This window comes from Corynebacterium sp. MSK071 (genome assembly GCF_030232125.1).
Lineage (GTDB): Bacteria > Actinomycetota > Actinomycetes > Mycobacteriales > Mycobacteriaceae > Corynebacterium > Corynebacterium kefirresidentii.
Map to the genome: position 1 here is coordinate 166,856 of NZ_JASPJA010000004.1, position 16,640 is coordinate 183,495.

A 16,640-nucleotide genomic window follows, 5' to 3' on the forward strand; every position below is an offset into this window, starting at 1 on the left:
GAGCTTTTCTTGTGCACAATTACTCGGCGTCGAGAATGCGCTGGCGTTCTTCTTCCGGATCAAAATTCGGTGCGGGCCAAGAAAGCTCTAGGTGGCGCAACGCGTCCACGATGAGGAATTTCAGCGCCATGCGGGCATATTTCTTATTGTCTGTGGGGATTACGTACCACGGTGCCCAGATTTCATCCGTTCGGCGAATGGCATCTTCATAAGCAGCCATGTACTCGTCCCAGTATCCGCGCTCCTCAATATCGGATGGGTCGTATTTCCAATATTTGTCCTCGCGTTCGGTGCGCTCCAGCAAGTTTTCTTTTTGGAACTGCGGAGAGATATGCAGGAATATCTTTAAAATCTTGACGTTTTTGCCGGCAAGTTCCTGCTCATAGTCCCGGATGGCTGCAAAACTGCGGTCCACTTCGTCTTCGTCTACCCATTTATGCACCCGCTGGATGAGCACATCTTCATAATGGGAGCGGTCGAAGGCCACAATCTGGCCCGGCACGGGGTCATGTTTGCGAATGCGCCACAAAAAGTCGTGCTCCAGCTCCTCCTCTGTCGGCTTACCAAAGCCGACAGTTTTGGTGCCCTGCGGGTCAAAGACCGAAAAGACATTACGGATGGCGCCGCCTTTGCCGGAGGTGTCCATTCCTTGCAAAACTACGAGCAAGGAAGGAGCGCCTTCTTCGTGGGCGCGGCCATTGGCAAAGAGACGCTCCTGAAGGTCGTAAAGCTCTTCATCGTAATGCCCGAAACGATCAGCTAGGTCGGATTTGGAGCCACTGAAGCCTGGTGTAGAGGTGGGGTCCACATCAGCGAGGCGGAAATTCTTCCCTGCCCTCAGGCCCAGTGCATCATGAATCTTGAATTTGCTCATGCCTGCCATGGTACAAAAATACCGCCCGCGGCCAGCCTGGTATTTCAACCAAGCCGGCCGCGGACGGAAAATGGCTCACGCTAAAGGGCGCGGCTACTACTCGCCGGTATTACTGGGCCGAGTCTTCCGCTGGTTCGGAGGCCTCATCAGTAGCGGCTGTGTTGCTCGCAGTCTCTGCTGATTCGGCCGGGGACACGGCATCCGTCGTGTCTTCAGCCGCAGCAGTATCGTGCCCGTCTTCTTCTAGGCCCTGGTGTTCTGCAGACATTGGGCTTTCGGCGGAGCGGGACTGGGCCACATCGTCCAATACCGCGTGGATATACGGTGCCGCCTGCTCATTGGAGTACTGAGAGGCGATTTCGACGCCTTCTACTACAGCGGTAGCAGTAGGAATATCGGGATTGAAGAGCAGTTCCCAGACCGAAACGCGCAGGATAGCACGATCTACTGCAGGAATGCGGTGTAGCTCCCAGTCCTCGGAAAGGTAGCGAGAGATAGTCTCATCGATGACGTCAAGCTCTTCCGCTGCTCCCTTGATAATGACCTTGGTGTACTCGGCAATCGGCGCTACCGCATTGCGATCTTCGCGCGCCAAAGCGATGCGGTCTTCCACGATGGCTACGGGATCGATGTCTCGATTCTCAGCCTCGTATAGGATGTCCGCGGCGCGGCGACGTGCGCGATAGCGCGCGGTGTGCCGCTTGTAGTTAATGTCGCGCTTAGGGGTGTTATCAGACACAGCCAGATGCCCTAGTTGTTGACGCGGGAGAGGTACTCACCGGTGCGGGTATCGATCTTGAGAACATTGCCGATCTCGATAAACAGCGGAACCTGGATCTCCGCGCCGGTCTCCAAGGTGGCAGGCTTAGTGCCGCCGGAGGAACGGTCACCCTGCAGGCCAGGCTCGGTGTGCTCGACCTTGAGGTCTACGGAAATAGGCAGCTCTGCGAACAGCGCCTCATCCTCGTAGAAGGAAACCTGTACGCGCATGTTCTCCAGCAGGAAGCGAGCGGCATCGCCAAACTTCTCCGGCGGGAGCTCGAACTGCTCAAAGGTCTTCTCATCCATGACGACGTAGCTGGTGCCATCGTTGTAGAGGTAGGTCATATCGCGGCGGTCCACGGTAGCGGTCTCTACCTTCACGCCTGCGTTCCAGGTCTTATCCACGGTCTTGCCGGAGACAACATCCTTAAGCTTGGTACGCACGAAGGCTGGGCCCTTGCCCGGCTTTACGTGCTGGAACTCAACGATCTGCATCAGTTTGTTGTCGATCTTCAGAACGAGGCCGTTCTTGAAATCAGTAGTATCAGCCATTGCGGTTAAACTCCCGAAATTGTGGACTAAAGGTTGAAAACAATGATCAAGCCTACCGGACAACTGCCTTTCGGGGTATTACTGGTCCCCCATTTCCACCCCACACTTCTGCCCTATCTTGGCTAAAAGAGAAACTTCCGCAGCTTGTGACCATACGCAGCAGGTGGAGAACAGACACGTAATGGTTTTTATCCAACGATAACTGGCTGTACGGTACAGTCTTGCCGAATTAATTTTTCACATTTCTACCAAGGATTTTTGCGATGCCTTTCAAAAAGCTTTCTGCTGTGGCTACCGTGACTGGCGCAGCTTTAGCAGCACTTAGCGCTCCCCAAGCACTGGCGGCGGATGCCCAAACCGTGATGTTCGGCGATTCTATCTTCGCTAACCCTACCTATGGCCAGATCGGGACAACCTCCAGCCTGTCCCCCGCAGCAGACACTGCTCTCTCGTCTGCTACCCATGGCATTGAAGACACCCCGGGTGCACCTTCCCCGCAGGGCTGCCCGCAGGGTCACAGCAATGTAGGCCGCGAACTGGAGCGGGTTTCTGGCCAGCACGTAGCCAACTACGCCTGTTCTGCCGCGAAAGCCGCCGGCCAGTCGCACCGCAAGGACTTCGAGGAGCAGATAAACGGGGCCATTGCCAATAACGATCTCAATGGTGCAACCAAGAATGTTTTGATTCAGTTCGGCGCCAACGACTTCCAGGAAATTTTGCGGCCATCGCTATCTTCCGCTAATCCTTATTTTGACGGCATGAAGCGTTCCATCCACCGCGTCCGTCAGGCCGCGCCTCATGCGCACATCACCGTCGTAGGGTATCCCGCCATCTCCGCCCGTAACGGCGCCGTATGCCCGGTACGCACGTCCGCGCCGGGCTCCACCGACGCCGGTTTCAATCTGGACTACGCGGGCCTGGTACGCACCGGCGAGGACCAAGTCAATAGCGCGATGTACAAGGCAGCACGTGCCAACGGTGTCCAGTACTACGACCTACGCGCCGACTCCATTGATCACGGCATGTGCGCGCCGGACAGCACTCGCTGGATTTCCGGTAAGTGGGAGTACTCCGTACCGCACAACCTCTTTAATCACCTCACGCACCTGGGCAACCGCAATGTCGCCCAGCTGCTTAACTCCAAGGTGCTGGCTCACTAGGCGGGTAGCTCAGTAAATTCCTTCGTCGCGGCAGTTATGATCTTCGGTGCGCCATCGGTAATGATGAGGGTATCTTCGATGCGCACACCGCCCTTGCCAGGCACGTAAATGCCCGGCTCGATGGTCAAGGTCATGCCCGAGGCGAGTTCGCCTTTGCCGGTCTGGGCGGCGAAGGGCGCCTCATGTACGTCGAGGCCTACTCCGTGGCCAGTCGAGTGCACAAAGTAATCGCCATAGCCGGCGGCGGAAATAATGTCGCGGCAAGCTGCGTCGACGTCGGCAAGCTTAGCGCCTGGCACCGACGCTGCCACGCCCGCTTTCTGGGCGCGTAGCACCACATCATAAATTTCCTTAGCAAAGTCATTCGCCGCGCCCACGACGTAGGTGCGCGTGCAATCGGAATTGAACCCGCGCAGATGCGCACCGAAGTCGATGGTCACCAAATCTCCGTCCTCGATGACCCGGTCATCCGCACCATGGTGTGGCATGGCCGAATTGGGACCGGAAGCGACGATCGTATCGAAGCTCACCCGCTCCGAGCCGAGCATGCGCATCCGGTACTCCAAATCGGCAGCCACCTGGCGCTCCGTGCGGCCGGCACGCAGCTCGCCTGCGGCCAGGAGATCCTCCAGCGCCTGATTAGCCAGCGCGGCAATTTCTTCCAGTTTTTCCAGCTCGAGTGGGTCTTTGAACAGCCGAATATCTTCAATCACGCCAGTAACAGGGACCAAGGTGACTGACTCTGGGGCCGAATCTTCGAGTTCCTTCAATTCAGATACCGTCAGGTAGTCTGCCTCAAAGCCCACGCGGACCGGTCCTTGCACATCGGCGAATTGCTGCAGGAGCACCTTGCCTACAGCGCGCCCCTGAATAGCTTCCAAATCAGGGACCTCGCGGGAAATCTGCGTGGTGTAGCGGCCGTCGGTAGCAACCTGCGCGGAAAGATCCTTGCGCAAGAGCAGACCACCATTGGAGCCGGAAAACCCTGAAAGATAACGCACATGCGTGAGGTGGGTTACTAAAACGGCATCGATGCGCTGGCTGGCTAGCGTCGCGGCAAGCTTGCGGCGACGGTCACTAAAGCGGGTATCTGCCAAAGCCATGATTTAATCCTCCTGGGTTGACTGCGGTATTAAAAGTATTCACCCAGTATATCGACCTTGCCACCGCGGTCGGGCCGTTTTCTTTCTGTCCGGACGCCACGAAGCCCAGTGGGACGCTTCTATTGGCAGAGGTAGTCCACTGCCGCAACGTAACCAAAGACCCCCAAGCCAGCAATCACACCGCGGGCAATCGGACTGAGATAGGAGTGATGACGGAAGGGCTCGCGCGCATGCACATTGGAGATATGTACTTCGACGAATCCGGCTCCCTCCGCCACTTCAGCCAGGGCATCGCGCAAAGCCACCGAGGTATGGGTAAACCCGCCAGGGTTGATAATCACGGGATGGCCCGCATCCGCGGCGGCATGTACCTTCTCAATGAGCTCGCCCTCATGGTTGGATTGAAAACAATCCACCTCTACCCCGCGCTCGGCGGCACGAGAGGCAATCATGCGCTCCACATCGGCCAAGGTGGTTGAGCCGTAGACATCTGGTTGTCGCTTTCCCAAGCGGTTTAGGTTCGGGCCGTTGAGAACAATAATCTTCATCTTCTACTCCGAAATCGCGGCGTAGGCCGCCTCGAGCTCTTCCAAGTTAGGGCCTTCCAGGCGGGTGGTCTCACCCACCCCAGTCAAGGCCACAAACCGGATTTTTCCGCCCCTATTCTTCTTATCATGGGTCATGGCCTCATACAGGTCGGCGAAATGGCCTGCCTTATACCGCGTGGGAAGCCCAATGCTGTGCAGGATCCGGCGGTGCTTTTCCACCAGTTGAGCGTCAATGAGGCCGCGGGAATGCGACAGGTGGGCAATAAACATCATGCCCACTGCCACCGCGTTGCCATGGCGCCATCCGTAGTTCTCATGGCGCTCCACAGCATGGCCAAAGGTGTGACCGTAGTTCAGCGTTTCGCGCATACCTGACTCTTTCAAGTCTTGGCTTACCACGGCGGCTTTTACTGCGATGGAGCGCTCTATTAATTCTGGCAAGAAGCCCTGCGGGTCCACGCAGGCCCCAGGGTTGTCCTCATAGCGTTCCAGAATTACCGGGTCATGGATGAAACCGGTTTTGATTATCTCTGCCGAACCGGCAACGATTTCCGTCTCGGGCAGAGTGTCAAGGCGCTCTAGATCCACAAAGACGGAATCCGGCTCGTGAAAGGCGCCGACAAGATTCTTCCCAGCCGCCGTATTGATGCCGGTTTTGCCGCCCACGGCGGCATCAACCATGGCCAATAGCGTGGTAGGCACCTGGATAACCTTGATGCCACGCATCCACCCAGCCGCCACGAACCCCGCCATATCGGTGGTGGCACCACCGCCTAGGCCGATGATGACGTCACGCCGGTTAAAGCCGTTCTCCCCCAGCTTGTCCCATACACCGCCAACGACGCTGAGCTGCTTGGCCGCCTCAGCATCGGGAACCTCAATGAGCACGGGCACGACCCCCTGGGTCCCAACGAGTTCCGCTAGGTGCTCGGCGGCGGCGCGCAGCGGCGGTTGGAAGACAATGCCTGCCTGGCTAGCGCCAATCTCCGCGCAGCGCTGCGCGATGTCTTCATTGAGACCGGCGCCAATGCGAACTTTATAAGGCTGCGGTCCATTAACGGCAATGGTGGGCATGGTGGTCCTTTCCGTTCGCCGCCGAGGCAGTATGGCGAGGAACAAGTACGAGCGCAGCGGGCAGCTAAAGGGTATCGAGGAAACCGAGAATATCGCCTACTACCTGCTGCGGGGTTCGGGTATCTGTGCGCACTCGATAATCGGCAACCTCCTGGTAATACGGGCGCCGCACGTCCACTAGGTTTCGGTAATGTTCGAGGGGGTCAGCGGCTGCAAGAACCGGCCGATTGCTATCACCGGAGGTGCGCCTTGCTCCTTCTTCAGGGGAAATATCCAAAAAAATTACCGTGTGCCGCTCCAGGAGGTCACGAGTGGACTCCGTGAGCACTGCCCCGCCGCCGAGACTTACGACCCCATCGGTACGCAACGCGGCCGCAACGTGTTGCGCTTCAAGCGCACGGAAGTCCTGCTCACCGAGCTCGCTAAAGACTTCCCCGCAAGGCTTTGCTTGTGCCTGTTCAATAAGGTGGTCAGAGTCTGTAAATTCACAGCTCAGGGCATGGGATAGGCGGCGGCCAAGTGTGGATTTACCCGCGCCTGGCGGGCCAACCAAAACAACGCGTGGGCGGGGTTGGCCCGTAACTGCGGTTGGGGTGGTCATAACTTACTCCTGGTCAAAAGCAAGGCGGTCCGAAACGTATCTATCATACGCGGCAATAGCCTGAGAGGTTTCTTCGAGGCTATCTCCACCGAATTTCTCAAGCACAGCGCGCGCAAGAACAAGGGCAACCATGGCTTCTGCTACGACGCCGGCCGCCGGAACCGCGCATACATCGGAACGCTGGTGAATGGCAGTTGCCTCAGCGCCGGATTCCATATCAATGGTGCGCAATGCGCGCGGGACGGTAGAGATAGGTTTCATCGCCGCCCGCACACGAAGCTGCTGCCCATTAGTCATGCCGCCTTCGAGGCCGCCTGCGCGATTGGTGAGGCGGGAAACGCCCTCTGCGGTACGCACCATTTCATCGTGAGCAGCGGAGCCGCGCCGCCGAGCCTCTGCGAAGCCATCACCGATTTCCACTCCTTTGATAGCCTGAATGCCCATCAAAGCGCTGGCTAATTGCGCATCCAAACGGTCATCGCCGGAAATGTGCGAGCCCAGTCCAATAGGCAGGCCATCTACCACGACTTCGACGATGCCGCCCAAGGTATCGCCTTGTTTCTTGGCGGTTTCGATTTCTGCAATCATGGAGGCCTCTGCCTCCTTATCACAGGCGCGCACGGGTGAATCATCGATAGCCTCGATGTCCGCGAACGCCGGCGCAGGGCCCTCATAAGGCTCAGAAGCCCCAATAGAAATGACGTGGGAGAGTACCTCGATGCCGAGGGTCTCGCGCAGGAAGTTGCGCGCGACGGTAGCGGCAGCCACACGCGCTGCAGTCTCACGCGCGGAGGAACGCTCCAAAATGGGGCGCGCTTCACTATGGCGGTATTTCACCATTCCGGCAAAATCCGCGTGGCCTGGACGCGGCCTAGTCAGGGCTGCACCCCGTCCAGAATTCATGGCCTTTATATTTTCTTCATCGTCCATATCCAGTGGATCGGCCGACATGATGGTGGTCCACTTCGGCCACTCCGTATTGCCAATCATGATGGCAATAGGGCTACCCAGAGTCAGCCCGTGGCGGACTCCGCCGAGCACGGTAACCCCATCAGCCTCAAACTTCATGCGGGCGCCACGGCCGTAGCCAAGGCGGCGCCGGGAAAGCTGATGCGAAATATCGGCGCGGGTAATTGGGACCCCGGCGGGCATGTGCTCCAGCAGAGAAATAAGAGCTTGGCCGTGGGATTCACCTGCAGTAGTCCAACGAAGCATGCGGGTATTATCGCACGATGAGGCCAATCCGGTATGAACTTGGCCCCGCAATATATTCTTCCACCCCCTCAAAAAGGGTAAACACAAGCCACGACGAGTGCCGCCGCCAATAACATCGCGGGGCCATGCGCGCTTTCTTTCTGCCCAGCACACACAGACCAGCCGAGCGTTAACAGGGACGCGCAGCCGCTCGCCGCCACCACCCCTATAAACCCAGCAAAATGCCCTACCAGCATCCCTAAGGGCACGGCCAGCTTAATATCGCCGCCACCCACCCCTGCATGGGACAGCCCAAGCACGAGGTATATCCCCGGCCACCACAGCCCGCCCCAGTTGGCAAGTACAAGTGACAACGCAGCGGCTGGCAGCGTCAACCAGTCGGGCAAGCGGCGATGCCGCAAGTCCCACCAAGACAGCGCCGCGGCCCAAAGGCAATAAACAATTCCCCCAAAGATCAACACGGGACTTAGAGTAAAGCGAGGTACCGCCTAGCGCTCGAGGCTTTCACTCAGAGGGCGAATTGTGCAGCGTGAGCCAGACGCGAAGGATAGCCCGCACTTGTCCAGGCCTCGTTTTATTTGACAGTTTGCGACCGCCGCTGCAATTCCTCATTCAATGCATTTAGCATCTCTTCCCGCGGTGCGGCCACGCCGGTAAATTGCTCGAACTGGCTAAATGCTTGATATGCGAGCATGACATGTCCGCCGACGGACTTGTACCCGTTGGCCGCCGCGCACGTGGTCAGCGGCGTGGGCCAGGGATCATAAATGACGTCGAGCACCGGTGCGTGGGCGATGTCGAAGACATAGTCCTCCACCGCAGCGGCGGGAACGGTGGATACAATGACATCGGCTGCGCGAGACAGTGCAGATAGGTCCCCATCGAAACCGGTGAAAGAAAGCTCCAGTCCCAGCTCTTGGGCAAGTGGCCGTAGCTCGGCGCTACGGTCCGAGCGATTGAGCACGGTGACGGTAGACACTCCGCGCTCAGCCAGCGCCCACAAAGCTGGACGCGCTGTGCCTCCAGCTCCAATGAGCATCGCGTGCCGTGCGGGGGAATCCCCCAAAAGTTCTATGAGCGCGCCACGCACGCCTTCGGTGTCGGTATTGTCTGCAAACCACCCTTCTTCTTTACGCACCAGGGTGTTTGCGGAACCTATCAGCCGAGCGCGCTCGCTTACGGTATCCGCAAAGCGGAGGGCGGCGAACTTACCCGGCATGGTGACGGAGAACCCTACGAACTCAGGGGTACTCCCCTTCACCAGATCCGGCAAGCCCTCCGCAGCCGTTTCAAAGCGGGTGTAGTCCCAACCTTCGAGCCCGGCAGCCTCGTAGCCAGCATTATGGAGCACCGGAGACAGTGAGTGCTCAATGGGACTACCAAGGACTGCCGCTCGTGGCATCGGGTTCTACCTCTTCGTGGTTTTCGCGACTTTATTGGGCGGGCTGCTCGGCAGCGGCGTCCCCGTTTCCGGAACCAGCACCCTCCCCTTCGCGCTTGGAGTCAAGCACGCCGGAACGGATGGCGTCATCAACGCGGCCCAAGTGCTCATCGTAGGTATCGGAGAAGACGGTGGTGCCTTCCTCGTCCACGGTGACAAAGAACTTCCAATTGCCCTCAGCAGGCTGCTCCATGGCCTTGATTGCATCATCCGAAGGAGAAGCAATCGGGGTATCCGGCAGGCCCTCCTTTGCGTAGGTATTCCACGGAGTCTTCTCCTCACGGGCCTTATCGGTGGTGGCCAGCTCAACGTCTTCCAAGCCATAGTTCACGGTGGAGTCAAACTCCAAGCGCATCGGCTCGTCCAGACGGTTGAGGATGACGCGGGCGACCTTGTCGAACTCACCTGCTGGCGCCTCGCGCTCCACTAGGGATGCGGAAGTAAGCAGCTCATAAGGGCTCAGACCGATAGCCTGGGCGCGTTCTTCGATCTTGGTCTCGTTGTAGCGCTTGGTAGAGCGGGTAATGAGGTCCTTCAGAATATCCTTGGCCTCCATATTGGGGTCCAGGACGTACTGGCCTGGAGCGATAAGGCCCTCAATGCGCTTAGGATCGTTGCCGCGCTTGTTGATGGCCTCGAGTGCCCACTGTGGCGCACCCAGCTCAGCAGGATCAGTTTCCGCAGCGACCTTTTCTAGGTCTTCCTTCTTCAGGCAGTTGCCATCGTTGCAGCTGACCTCAGAAATCAAGGAGTAGATGCCATAACGAACGTCTCCACCAACAACCTTGACGTCCTCCAAGGTTGCGCCGCCTTGGACTTCGAGCATGTCGACGCGGTTATTCTTATCCAATAGCGCCTCTACCGCGGCGTTGGCACTCATCTCTTCCTGCAGGCGGTAGAAGCCAGGTTGGATTTGGCTTGCGCTATGGTTCATAGACGCAGCAGAGTCAAAGGCGTCTTGGGTCTTGACCACATTCTTTTCCACCAGTGCAGGACCGAGCTCGGACATCGACGAGCCTTCCGGCACCTCCACCAGCTGGGTGGTACCGTTGCCGGTTCCCTCATAATCGGCAGAGGTATTGCCGAGACGGAATCCGATGTAGATAAGGGCGCCAAGGATAACGATGATCGACGCAATGATAACGGCAATGCCGCGCTGGCGGCGCTTGACGTGTTTCGGCTCCATCGATCGACCGAGACGTTCTTGATTACGGCTCACTTGTTTTAGTCTCCTGAGTTTGAAGGCTGATCTATTGCATCCCTTGGTCGGAGAGCGTTTGCACGCCCGTCCAACCATGTCTGCAATATCTCCACCGCTGCTGCTTGGTCGATGACTTTACGGCCCTTCTTCTCGGACACGCCTGACGCGCGCAGCGCGGTGGTCGCTGCCACGGTAGTCAAACGCTCATCAGCCAAACGTACTGGTGGTGGAACTTTATCCATATTTGCATTTCGATTCAACCGACGGCGGATCCGAAACGCAATTTCTTTAGCATGTTTTACGCTTTTTGAGCCATTTCCCTGCAAATCTCGTGGCAGCCCCACGATGACCTCGACCGCCTCATAAAAATCAATCAATTCTAGGATCCGGTCGATATCACCCTTATCGCGGTCCTTAAACCCGGTTTCGCGGTGAACGGTCTCCACTGGGGTGGCAAGCGTTGCTTCCCTATTGGACACTGCTACGCCGATGCGCACAGTACCGACGTCAAGCGCGAGCCGGCGGCCCTGCCCCGGATCATCAACCCCGGGGATATCTGGTTCCACTTGTGCCACGTTCGAACTCCTACAGGGACTCGAGCATATCCTCGACGGCGGCAAAGCCGCGCTCTGCACCTGCAGCTGAAGAACCGGAGCCCTGGGCCATGTCCGGCTTACCGCCGCCGCGGCCATCAACGTACTGGCCAAATTGCTTGACGACGTCCCCGGACTTCACACCGCGTTCGACGGCCTTGTCGGTGGCTGCCACGATGAACGGGAACTTGCCCTTGTCCTGGGCGCCCAAGACGATGACGGCTTCTTCCTCGCGCAGGCGGTTACGCAGGTCCGTAGCCACGGTGCGCAGGTCCCCACCGGTGGTTCCATCCGGCAACGTCAGCGCAATAACCTTGAAACCATTGATGTCCTTGGCGGCGCCGACAAACTCGGAGGCACGCGCAGCCAGCTGCTGCTTGCGCAGGGTTTCGATTTCCTTTTCTGCTGCCTTGAGCTTCTCAGATAGCTGAGCAATGCGCTCAGGCAGGTCCTCGGTCTGTACCTTAAGCTCGCGGGAGACTCCTTCCACCAAGGCGGTTTCCTTGGAGTAGTAACGGAAGGCATCCATACCGGAGTAAGCCTCAATGCGGCGAGCGCCAGAGCCTACGGAAGATTCACCCAGCACGGAAACCGGGCCGATTTCAGCGGAGGATCCCACGTGGGTACCGCCGCATAGCTCGATGGAGAACGGTCCGCCGATTTCTACCACGCGGACTTCCTTGCCGTAGTTCTCACCAAAGAGCGCCATGGCGCCCATGGCCTTAGCCTCTTCCAAGGAGGTCTCGATGGTGTTGACGGCAAAATTGGAGTCAATTGCCTGGTTGGTAATCAAGGAAATTTCTTCCAGCTGGGCCTGGCTGAGCTGTTCGGTGTAGTTGAAGTCAAACCGTAGGTAACCCGGGCGGTTCATAGAACCAGCCTGGACCGCGGTGGGGCCAAGCACCTGACGCAGTGCGGCGTGAATGAGGTGCGTCGCAGAGTGAGCCTGGGTAGCGCCGTGGCGCCACTGCTCGTCGACGCCCGCCTCAACCGACATGCCCAGGTCTAGGCCGCCAGCCGTAACCGTGGCTTTGTGGACCCACAGCTTCTTGCCAATCTTTTGGACGTCATTGACCTCCAGCAAGGACTCGCCGGCCACAATGCGCCCGCGATCAGCCATCTGGCCGCCCGCCTCGGCATAAAGTGGGGTGTGGTCCAAAATGACCTCGACCTCTTCACCCTCGTGGACTTCATCGACCTTTTCTCCGCCGCGGACAAGGCCGATCACGCGGGCGTCGGAAGTAAGCTCCTCGTAGCCGGTGAAGACGGTGGGGTTATTGTCTACCCAGTCGCGGTAGAGGGAAAGGTCAGTGTGCCCGTGCTTCTTGGCCTGGTTATCGGCCTTGGCGCGGCGGCGCTGCTCACCCATGGCATCGTTGAAGCCATCCATGTCCACCTCAAGGCCCGCTTCCTGGGCCATTTCCAGCGTCAAGTCGATGGGGAAACCATAGGTATCGTGCAGCTCAAAGGCCTTCTCACCAGGCAGGACCTTCGCGGTCTTCGCGCGAGAGGTGGACTTGAGCTCCTGCACGGCATCGTCGAAGAGGCGGGTTCCGGACTCCAGAGTCTTGAGGAAGGCCTTTTCTTCGTTGACGGCCACGCGCAGAATGCGCTCACGGTTGTCCGCAATCTCCGGATAAGACGGAGTCATGGTATCCATGACCGTGTTCATGAAGCGCTCCATGGTGGCACCGGTAGCGCCCAGCAGCTTGGCGGAACGGATAATGCGGCGCAGCAGGCGACGCAGGATATATCCGCGGCCCTCATTGCCCGGGGTTACGCCATCCAAGATGAGCATCATGCCGGTGCGGGAGTGGTCCGCTACCACTCGGAAGCGGATATTGTCTTCCTGAGAGGCTTTATCGCCGTAGGTGGCACCGGTAAGTTCCTCAGCTACATCAATGACTGGACGCAGCAGGTCTGTTTCGTAGACGTTGTCTACGCCCTGCAAAATGCAGGCCACGCGCTCGATGCCAAGGCCAGTATCGATGTTCTTCTTGGGCAGCTCGCCAACGATTTCAAAATTGCCCTTGCCAATGCCCTCGCCGCGTTCGTTTTGCATGAAGACCAAGTTCCAGATCTCCATGTAGCGGTTATCATCGGCAATGGGTCCGCCGTCCTTGCCGTACTCAGGACCGCGATCGAAATAAATCTCGGAGCACGGGCCACATGGTCCAGGGATACCCATGGACCAGTAGTTATCCTCCATGCCGAGGCGCTGAATGCGCTCTTCAGGAACGCCAATCTTATCGCGCCAGATTTCGGCGGCCTCATCATCATCCAGGTACACCGTCACCCACAAGCGTTCTGGGTCTAGACCAAAACCGCCCTCCTCAACGGAGCGGGTAAGCAAGGTCCAGGCATTGGTGATGGCGCCTTCCTTGAAGTACTGGCCAAAGGAGAAGTTTCCGGCCATCTGGAAGAAGGTGTTGTGGCGGGTGGTAATGCCCACCTCTTCAATATCAAGGGTGCGCACGCACTTCTGAATAGAGGTGGCTAGCCCCTTGGCAAAGGGCGGATTCTGCTGGCCCAGGAAGTAGGGCTTGAATGGAACCATGCCCGCGTTTACGAAAAGCAGGTTAGGGTCATCCAGGATCAGCGAGGCACTTGGTACCGCCTCGTGACCAGAATTGACGAAGTGCTGGGTAAACCGTTCCCGGATCTCATGAGTCTTCACGAGCAACAATCCTAACTGTATGAGCTTTCATCTTCTATCGAGAAGTTTCTAACCCGCCCAACTTTACCCTTCGCCGCACCGCAATTTCCCTTGGGTAGGTATCAGCGCGGCCGGCGAGCGTTTTTACCGGGAGAACGCTTGCCGCGAATAATGCTGCGCAAGCGGCCTATATAGTCATAAACGCGCTTTTCAGCTCCATGATCGGTGGGTTCATAATATACGGAGCCTTCCAACTCATCGGGCAGGTATTGCTGTTCTACTACGCCGCGGGGATCATCGTGGGGGTAAACATAGCCCACGGCATTTCCCATCCGCTTTGCGCCCTCGTAGTGTCCATCGCGCAGATGCGCCGGCACGTGGCCCACCTTGCCGGCGGCCACATCTGCCTGGGCCTGCGTGATGGCGGAGATTACCGATGGAGACTTCGGCGCGGTGGCCAGATGGATGGTGGCCTGCGCCAAGGGAATTCTCGCCTCCGGCATTCCGATGAGCTGTGCGGCCTCGGCCGCCGCCACTGCTACCTGGAGCGCAGTGGGATCGGCCATACCGATGTCTTCGGAGGCATGCACTATGAGCCTGCGCGCTATAAAGCGCGGATCCTCTCCTGCTTCCACCATGCGGGCTAGATAGTGCAGCGCAGCATCAACATCGGAACCACGAATGGATTTAATAAACGCAGAGACCACATCGTAGTGTTGGTCGCCGTCACGGTCATAGCGCACCACCGCCTTATTGACGTTATCCGTGACCGTCTGTGCGGTAATTTCCCCGCCGTCGTCGACCGCCTCGGCCGCCGCCTCCAGGTAGGTCAATGTGCGCCGCGCATCGCCGCCGGCCAGAAGAACTAACTGTTCCAAGGCCTCATCGGTGATCCGAATCTTGCGCTCGCCCAAGCCTCGATCGCTTTCTAGCGCGCGCTTGGCGACGCCCCTTAGGTCGTCGTCGCTTAGCGAATGCAGCTGCAAAAGCAGCGAGCGCGACAGGAGCGGCGCCACAACGGAAAATGAGGGATTTTCCGTCGTCGCCGCCACGAGCAGTACCGTGCGGTTTTCCACGGCCGCGAGCAGCGCATCCTGTTGGGTTTTAGAAAATCGATGTACCTCATCGATAAAAAGCACCGTCCGGCGCCCGTGAATGAGCTCTTGCCGGGCGTGGGTGATGACCTCGCGGACCTGCTTCACGCCCGAATCGAGCGCGGATAGACCCACAAAATTCTGCCCCATCTGGCTCGCAATAAGAGAGGCAATCGTGGTCTTGCCAGTACCTGGCGGGCCATACAAAATGACAGAGGCCTCCCCTGAGCCTTCCACTAGGCGGCGCAATGGCTTGCCAGGAGCCAAGAGGTGGTCTTGTCCGACCACATCATCCAAGCTCTGCGGGCGCATGCGCGCCGCCAGCGGCGATCCTGCGTGGGTGGCAAAGAGGTTCTTCCCAGGCAAAGACGCGGCATTGTCCCCGGGGGTGGGCCCGCCAAAGAGAGAGTCTTGAGACACTAAAAACCTACCTTCTAGCAGTGTGCGGGCACATCGAAGTTATCTATTCATCATCCAAGCGGCGCGCAATTGCGCTGCCAAATTCTGCGATGGGTGCGCAGGAGGGGCCATCGCAGCGCGCGGCATAGCGCGACAGCGCCTCAAAGGTTTCGTACAGATCGCGGCGTACCAGCAATTCATCTTCCGTAAACGGCCCGTGATCGGCCGGGCGCAAGATCGAATGCTGCGGATCGTGGAAGACCTCGGCTTCTCCCCTGACCAAGGCCACCAGCCCTTCAATGCCGCCTGCTTGCATGGTGGTCACGCTCGACAGCGCCCAGCCGATAAGTGAAGCCACGATGAGTCCATGGATCTCTTCCGGATCAGAAAACAACGGCCACACGTCTGCTACCGCACGAGACCAGGCGGAGATAAAAATATCTGCCTCCTCGTCCGTAATCGGCTTAGAGAAGAGGAATTGTGGGAAACCGGCAATAACGCAGGCCACGTCGAAGCCTACATTGCGGAACCCCGCCCATTCATAATCCAAGAAGTGCAGGTGCTGCGAGACGATAATATTATCTGGAGAAAGGTCAAAGGGGGTAAAGGCCCGGTCCTTGCCGGAGGCCAAAGACCTGGCTGCTTGACTAGCTAGCTCACGGAAGCTTTCGGGGGCTTCGAGCCCCGCCGTATCCAGCAAATCAAGGCCGATTCCGATGGAGCCTTCCAATGCCTCATCACGCACGGATTGGTGCGGGGCCAATTCCGGGTTCTTGCGCAACATGCGGCTAAGCAAGGTTTCATAATCCTGCTCATGCCCGGCGGTCCCCGCATGCATGTGGCCCAGTGCGCTGCCCAGCGAGCGCAGCACTCGGACGCGGTCGGCATCGGTGGACTGAACCAGGACATCGGCAAGCGTTTCGCCCTCTCCCAAGTCCGTCAAAACGATAATGCGCTTATCTAAATCATGGGCGAGGAGCACCGGGCCGGGGCGCACATCTTCAGATAGCGCGGTAGTAAATTGATAAGCCACAACCTCACGCAGCATTGCGGCATCATCAACGCCATAGCCTGTAACCGGGTTGTATTTAATGACTACCGAACGGTGAGGCAGGAAGGCGCCGGGGGCAATCCTTGCGCGCAAGACCATTGCATTGCCGGAGCCATCCAAGCGCTCTACGCTCGACATCTCCGGGGTGCCACCAAAACGGCGCGACAACATCTCCGAGGCGGCCTTGATGACGTCCTCGGGCGATAGCACAGTATCGTTTTCATCCATAGTTCTATCCAGTATGCCCCCTCACACCAAAGCGGGGCCACAAGTTCGCCCGCAGCGAAAATGGCCACGGCCTACGATGTGCCCCGCA

At 58.3% G+C, this 16,640-nt stretch carries 16 protein-coding genes; 1 reads left to right on the forward strand and 15 read right to left on the reverse strand.

Going from position 1 to position 16,640, the window contains the following annotated elements:
- Window positions 1-19: 19 nt before the first annotated feature.
- The 3 genes from QP990_RS04615 to efp all read right to left on the reverse strand — a co-directional run bounded on the left by QP990_RS04615 (window position 20) and on the right by efp (window position 2,188).
- Complete coding sequence (locus QP990_RS04615) at window positions 20-874, reverse strand: PPK2 family polyphosphate kinase (protein ID WP_284798535.1); 855 nt, start codon at window positions 872-874, stop codon at window positions 20-22.
- 109 nt (window positions 875-983) lie between these two features.
- On the reverse strand, window positions 984-1,613 hold the full coding sequence (nusB, locus tag QP990_RS04620; RefSeq protein WP_284798536.1) for a transcription antitermination factor NusB: 630 nt from the start codon (window positions 1,611-1,613) through the stop codon (window positions 984-986).
- Between the two features lie 11 nt (window positions 1,614-1,624).
- Entirely contained in the window at window positions 1,625-2,188 is a 564-nt protein-coding gene (gene efp / locus QP990_RS04625; RefSeq protein ID WP_023021466.1) for an elongation factor P, read from the reverse strand.
- Between the two features lie 263 nt (window positions 2,189-2,451).
- Between efp and QP990_RS04630 the strand changes: the two genes are divergently transcribed.
- Window positions 2,452-3,348 (forward strand): GDSL-type esterase/lipase family protein, encoded by an 897-nt coding sequence (locus QP990_RS04630; protein ID WP_023021465.1) that lies wholly within the window; start codon window positions 2,452-2,454, stop codon window positions 3,346-3,348.
- Here QP990_RS04630 and QP990_RS04635 read toward each other — a convergent pair.
- From QP990_RS04635 to QP990_RS04690, 12 genes are all read right to left on the reverse strand, one after another.
- The gene (locus QP990_RS04635; RefSeq protein ID WP_023021464.1) at window positions 3,345-4,451 is read right to left on the reverse strand and encodes a Xaa-Pro peptidase family protein; all 1,107 of its coding nucleotides are present in this window, start codon (window positions 4,449-4,451) and stop codon (window positions 3,345-3,347) included. The two genes, QP990_RS04630 and QP990_RS04635, sit on opposite strands and share 4 nt — an antisense overlap.
- Window positions 4,452-4,570: 119 nt before the next feature.
- Window positions 4,571-4,999 (reverse strand): type II 3-dehydroquinate dehydratase, encoded by a 429-nt coding sequence (gene aroQ, locus QP990_RS04640; protein WP_284798537.1) that lies wholly within the window; start codon window positions 4,997-4,999, stop codon window positions 4,571-4,573.
- Window positions 5,000-5,002: 3 nt separating this feature from the next.
- Window positions 5,003-6,073: a 3-dehydroquinate synthase gene (gene aroB, locus QP990_RS04645; RefSeq protein ID WP_284798538.1), complete on the reverse strand. Its 1,071-nt coding sequence runs from the start codon at window positions 6,071-6,073 to the stop codon at window positions 5,003-5,005.
- Window positions 6,074-6,137: 64 nt separating this feature from the next.
- Window positions 6,138-6,674, reverse strand: a complete 537-nt coding sequence (locus tag QP990_RS04650) for a shikimate kinase (protein WP_023021461.1) — start codon at window positions 6,672-6,674, stop codon at window positions 6,138-6,140.
- A 3-nt stretch (window positions 6,675-6,677) separates the two neighbouring features.
- A complete protein-coding gene (gene aroC / locus QP990_RS04655; protein WP_034655830.1) occupies window positions 6,678-7,889 on the reverse strand; it encodes a chorismate synthase in 1,212 nt (403 codons plus the stop codon).
- 68 nt (window positions 7,890-7,957) lie between these two features.
- The gene (locus QP990_RS04660; RefSeq protein WP_051138333.1) at window positions 7,958-8,350 is read right to left on the reverse strand and encodes an A24 family peptidase; all 393 of its coding nucleotides are present in this window, start codon (window positions 8,348-8,350) and stop codon (window positions 7,958-7,960) included.
- A 113-nt stretch (window positions 8,351-8,463) separates the two neighbouring features.
- Window positions 8,464-9,291, reverse strand: coding sequence for a shikimate dehydrogenase (locus QP990_RS04665; RefSeq protein WP_023021459.1), 828 nt, complete (start codon window positions 9,289-9,291; stop codon window positions 8,464-8,466).
- Between the two features lie 31 nt (window positions 9,292-9,322).
- A complete protein-coding gene (gene mltG, locus QP990_RS04670; protein ID WP_034655375.1) occupies window positions 9,323-10,516 on the reverse strand; it encodes an endolytic transglycosylase MltG in 1,194 nt (397 codons plus the stop codon).
- A gap of 38 nt (window positions 10,517-10,554) precedes the next feature.
- Window positions 10,555-11,106: a Holliday junction resolvase RuvX gene (gene ruvX, locus QP990_RS04675; protein WP_023021457.1), complete on the reverse strand. Its 552-nt coding sequence runs from the start codon at window positions 11,104-11,106 to the stop codon at window positions 10,555-10,557.
- 10 nt (window positions 11,107-11,116) lie between these two features.
- Window positions 11,117-13,801, reverse strand: a complete 2,685-nt coding sequence (gene alaS, locus QP990_RS04680) for an alanine--tRNA ligase (protein WP_023021456.1) — start codon at window positions 13,799-13,801, stop codon at window positions 11,117-11,119.
- A 101-nt stretch (window positions 13,802-13,902) separates the two neighbouring features.
- Entirely contained in the window at window positions 13,903-15,294 is a 1,392-nt protein-coding gene (locus QP990_RS04685) for a replication-associated recombination protein A (protein ID WP_023021455.1), read from the reverse strand.
- Between the two features lie 43 nt (window positions 15,295-15,337).
- Window positions 15,338-16,552: a phosphotransferase gene (locus QP990_RS04690; protein ID WP_023021454.1), complete on the reverse strand. Its 1,215-nt coding sequence runs from the start codon at window positions 16,550-16,552 to the stop codon at window positions 15,338-15,340.
- Window positions 16,553-16,640 lie beyond the last annotated feature (88 nt).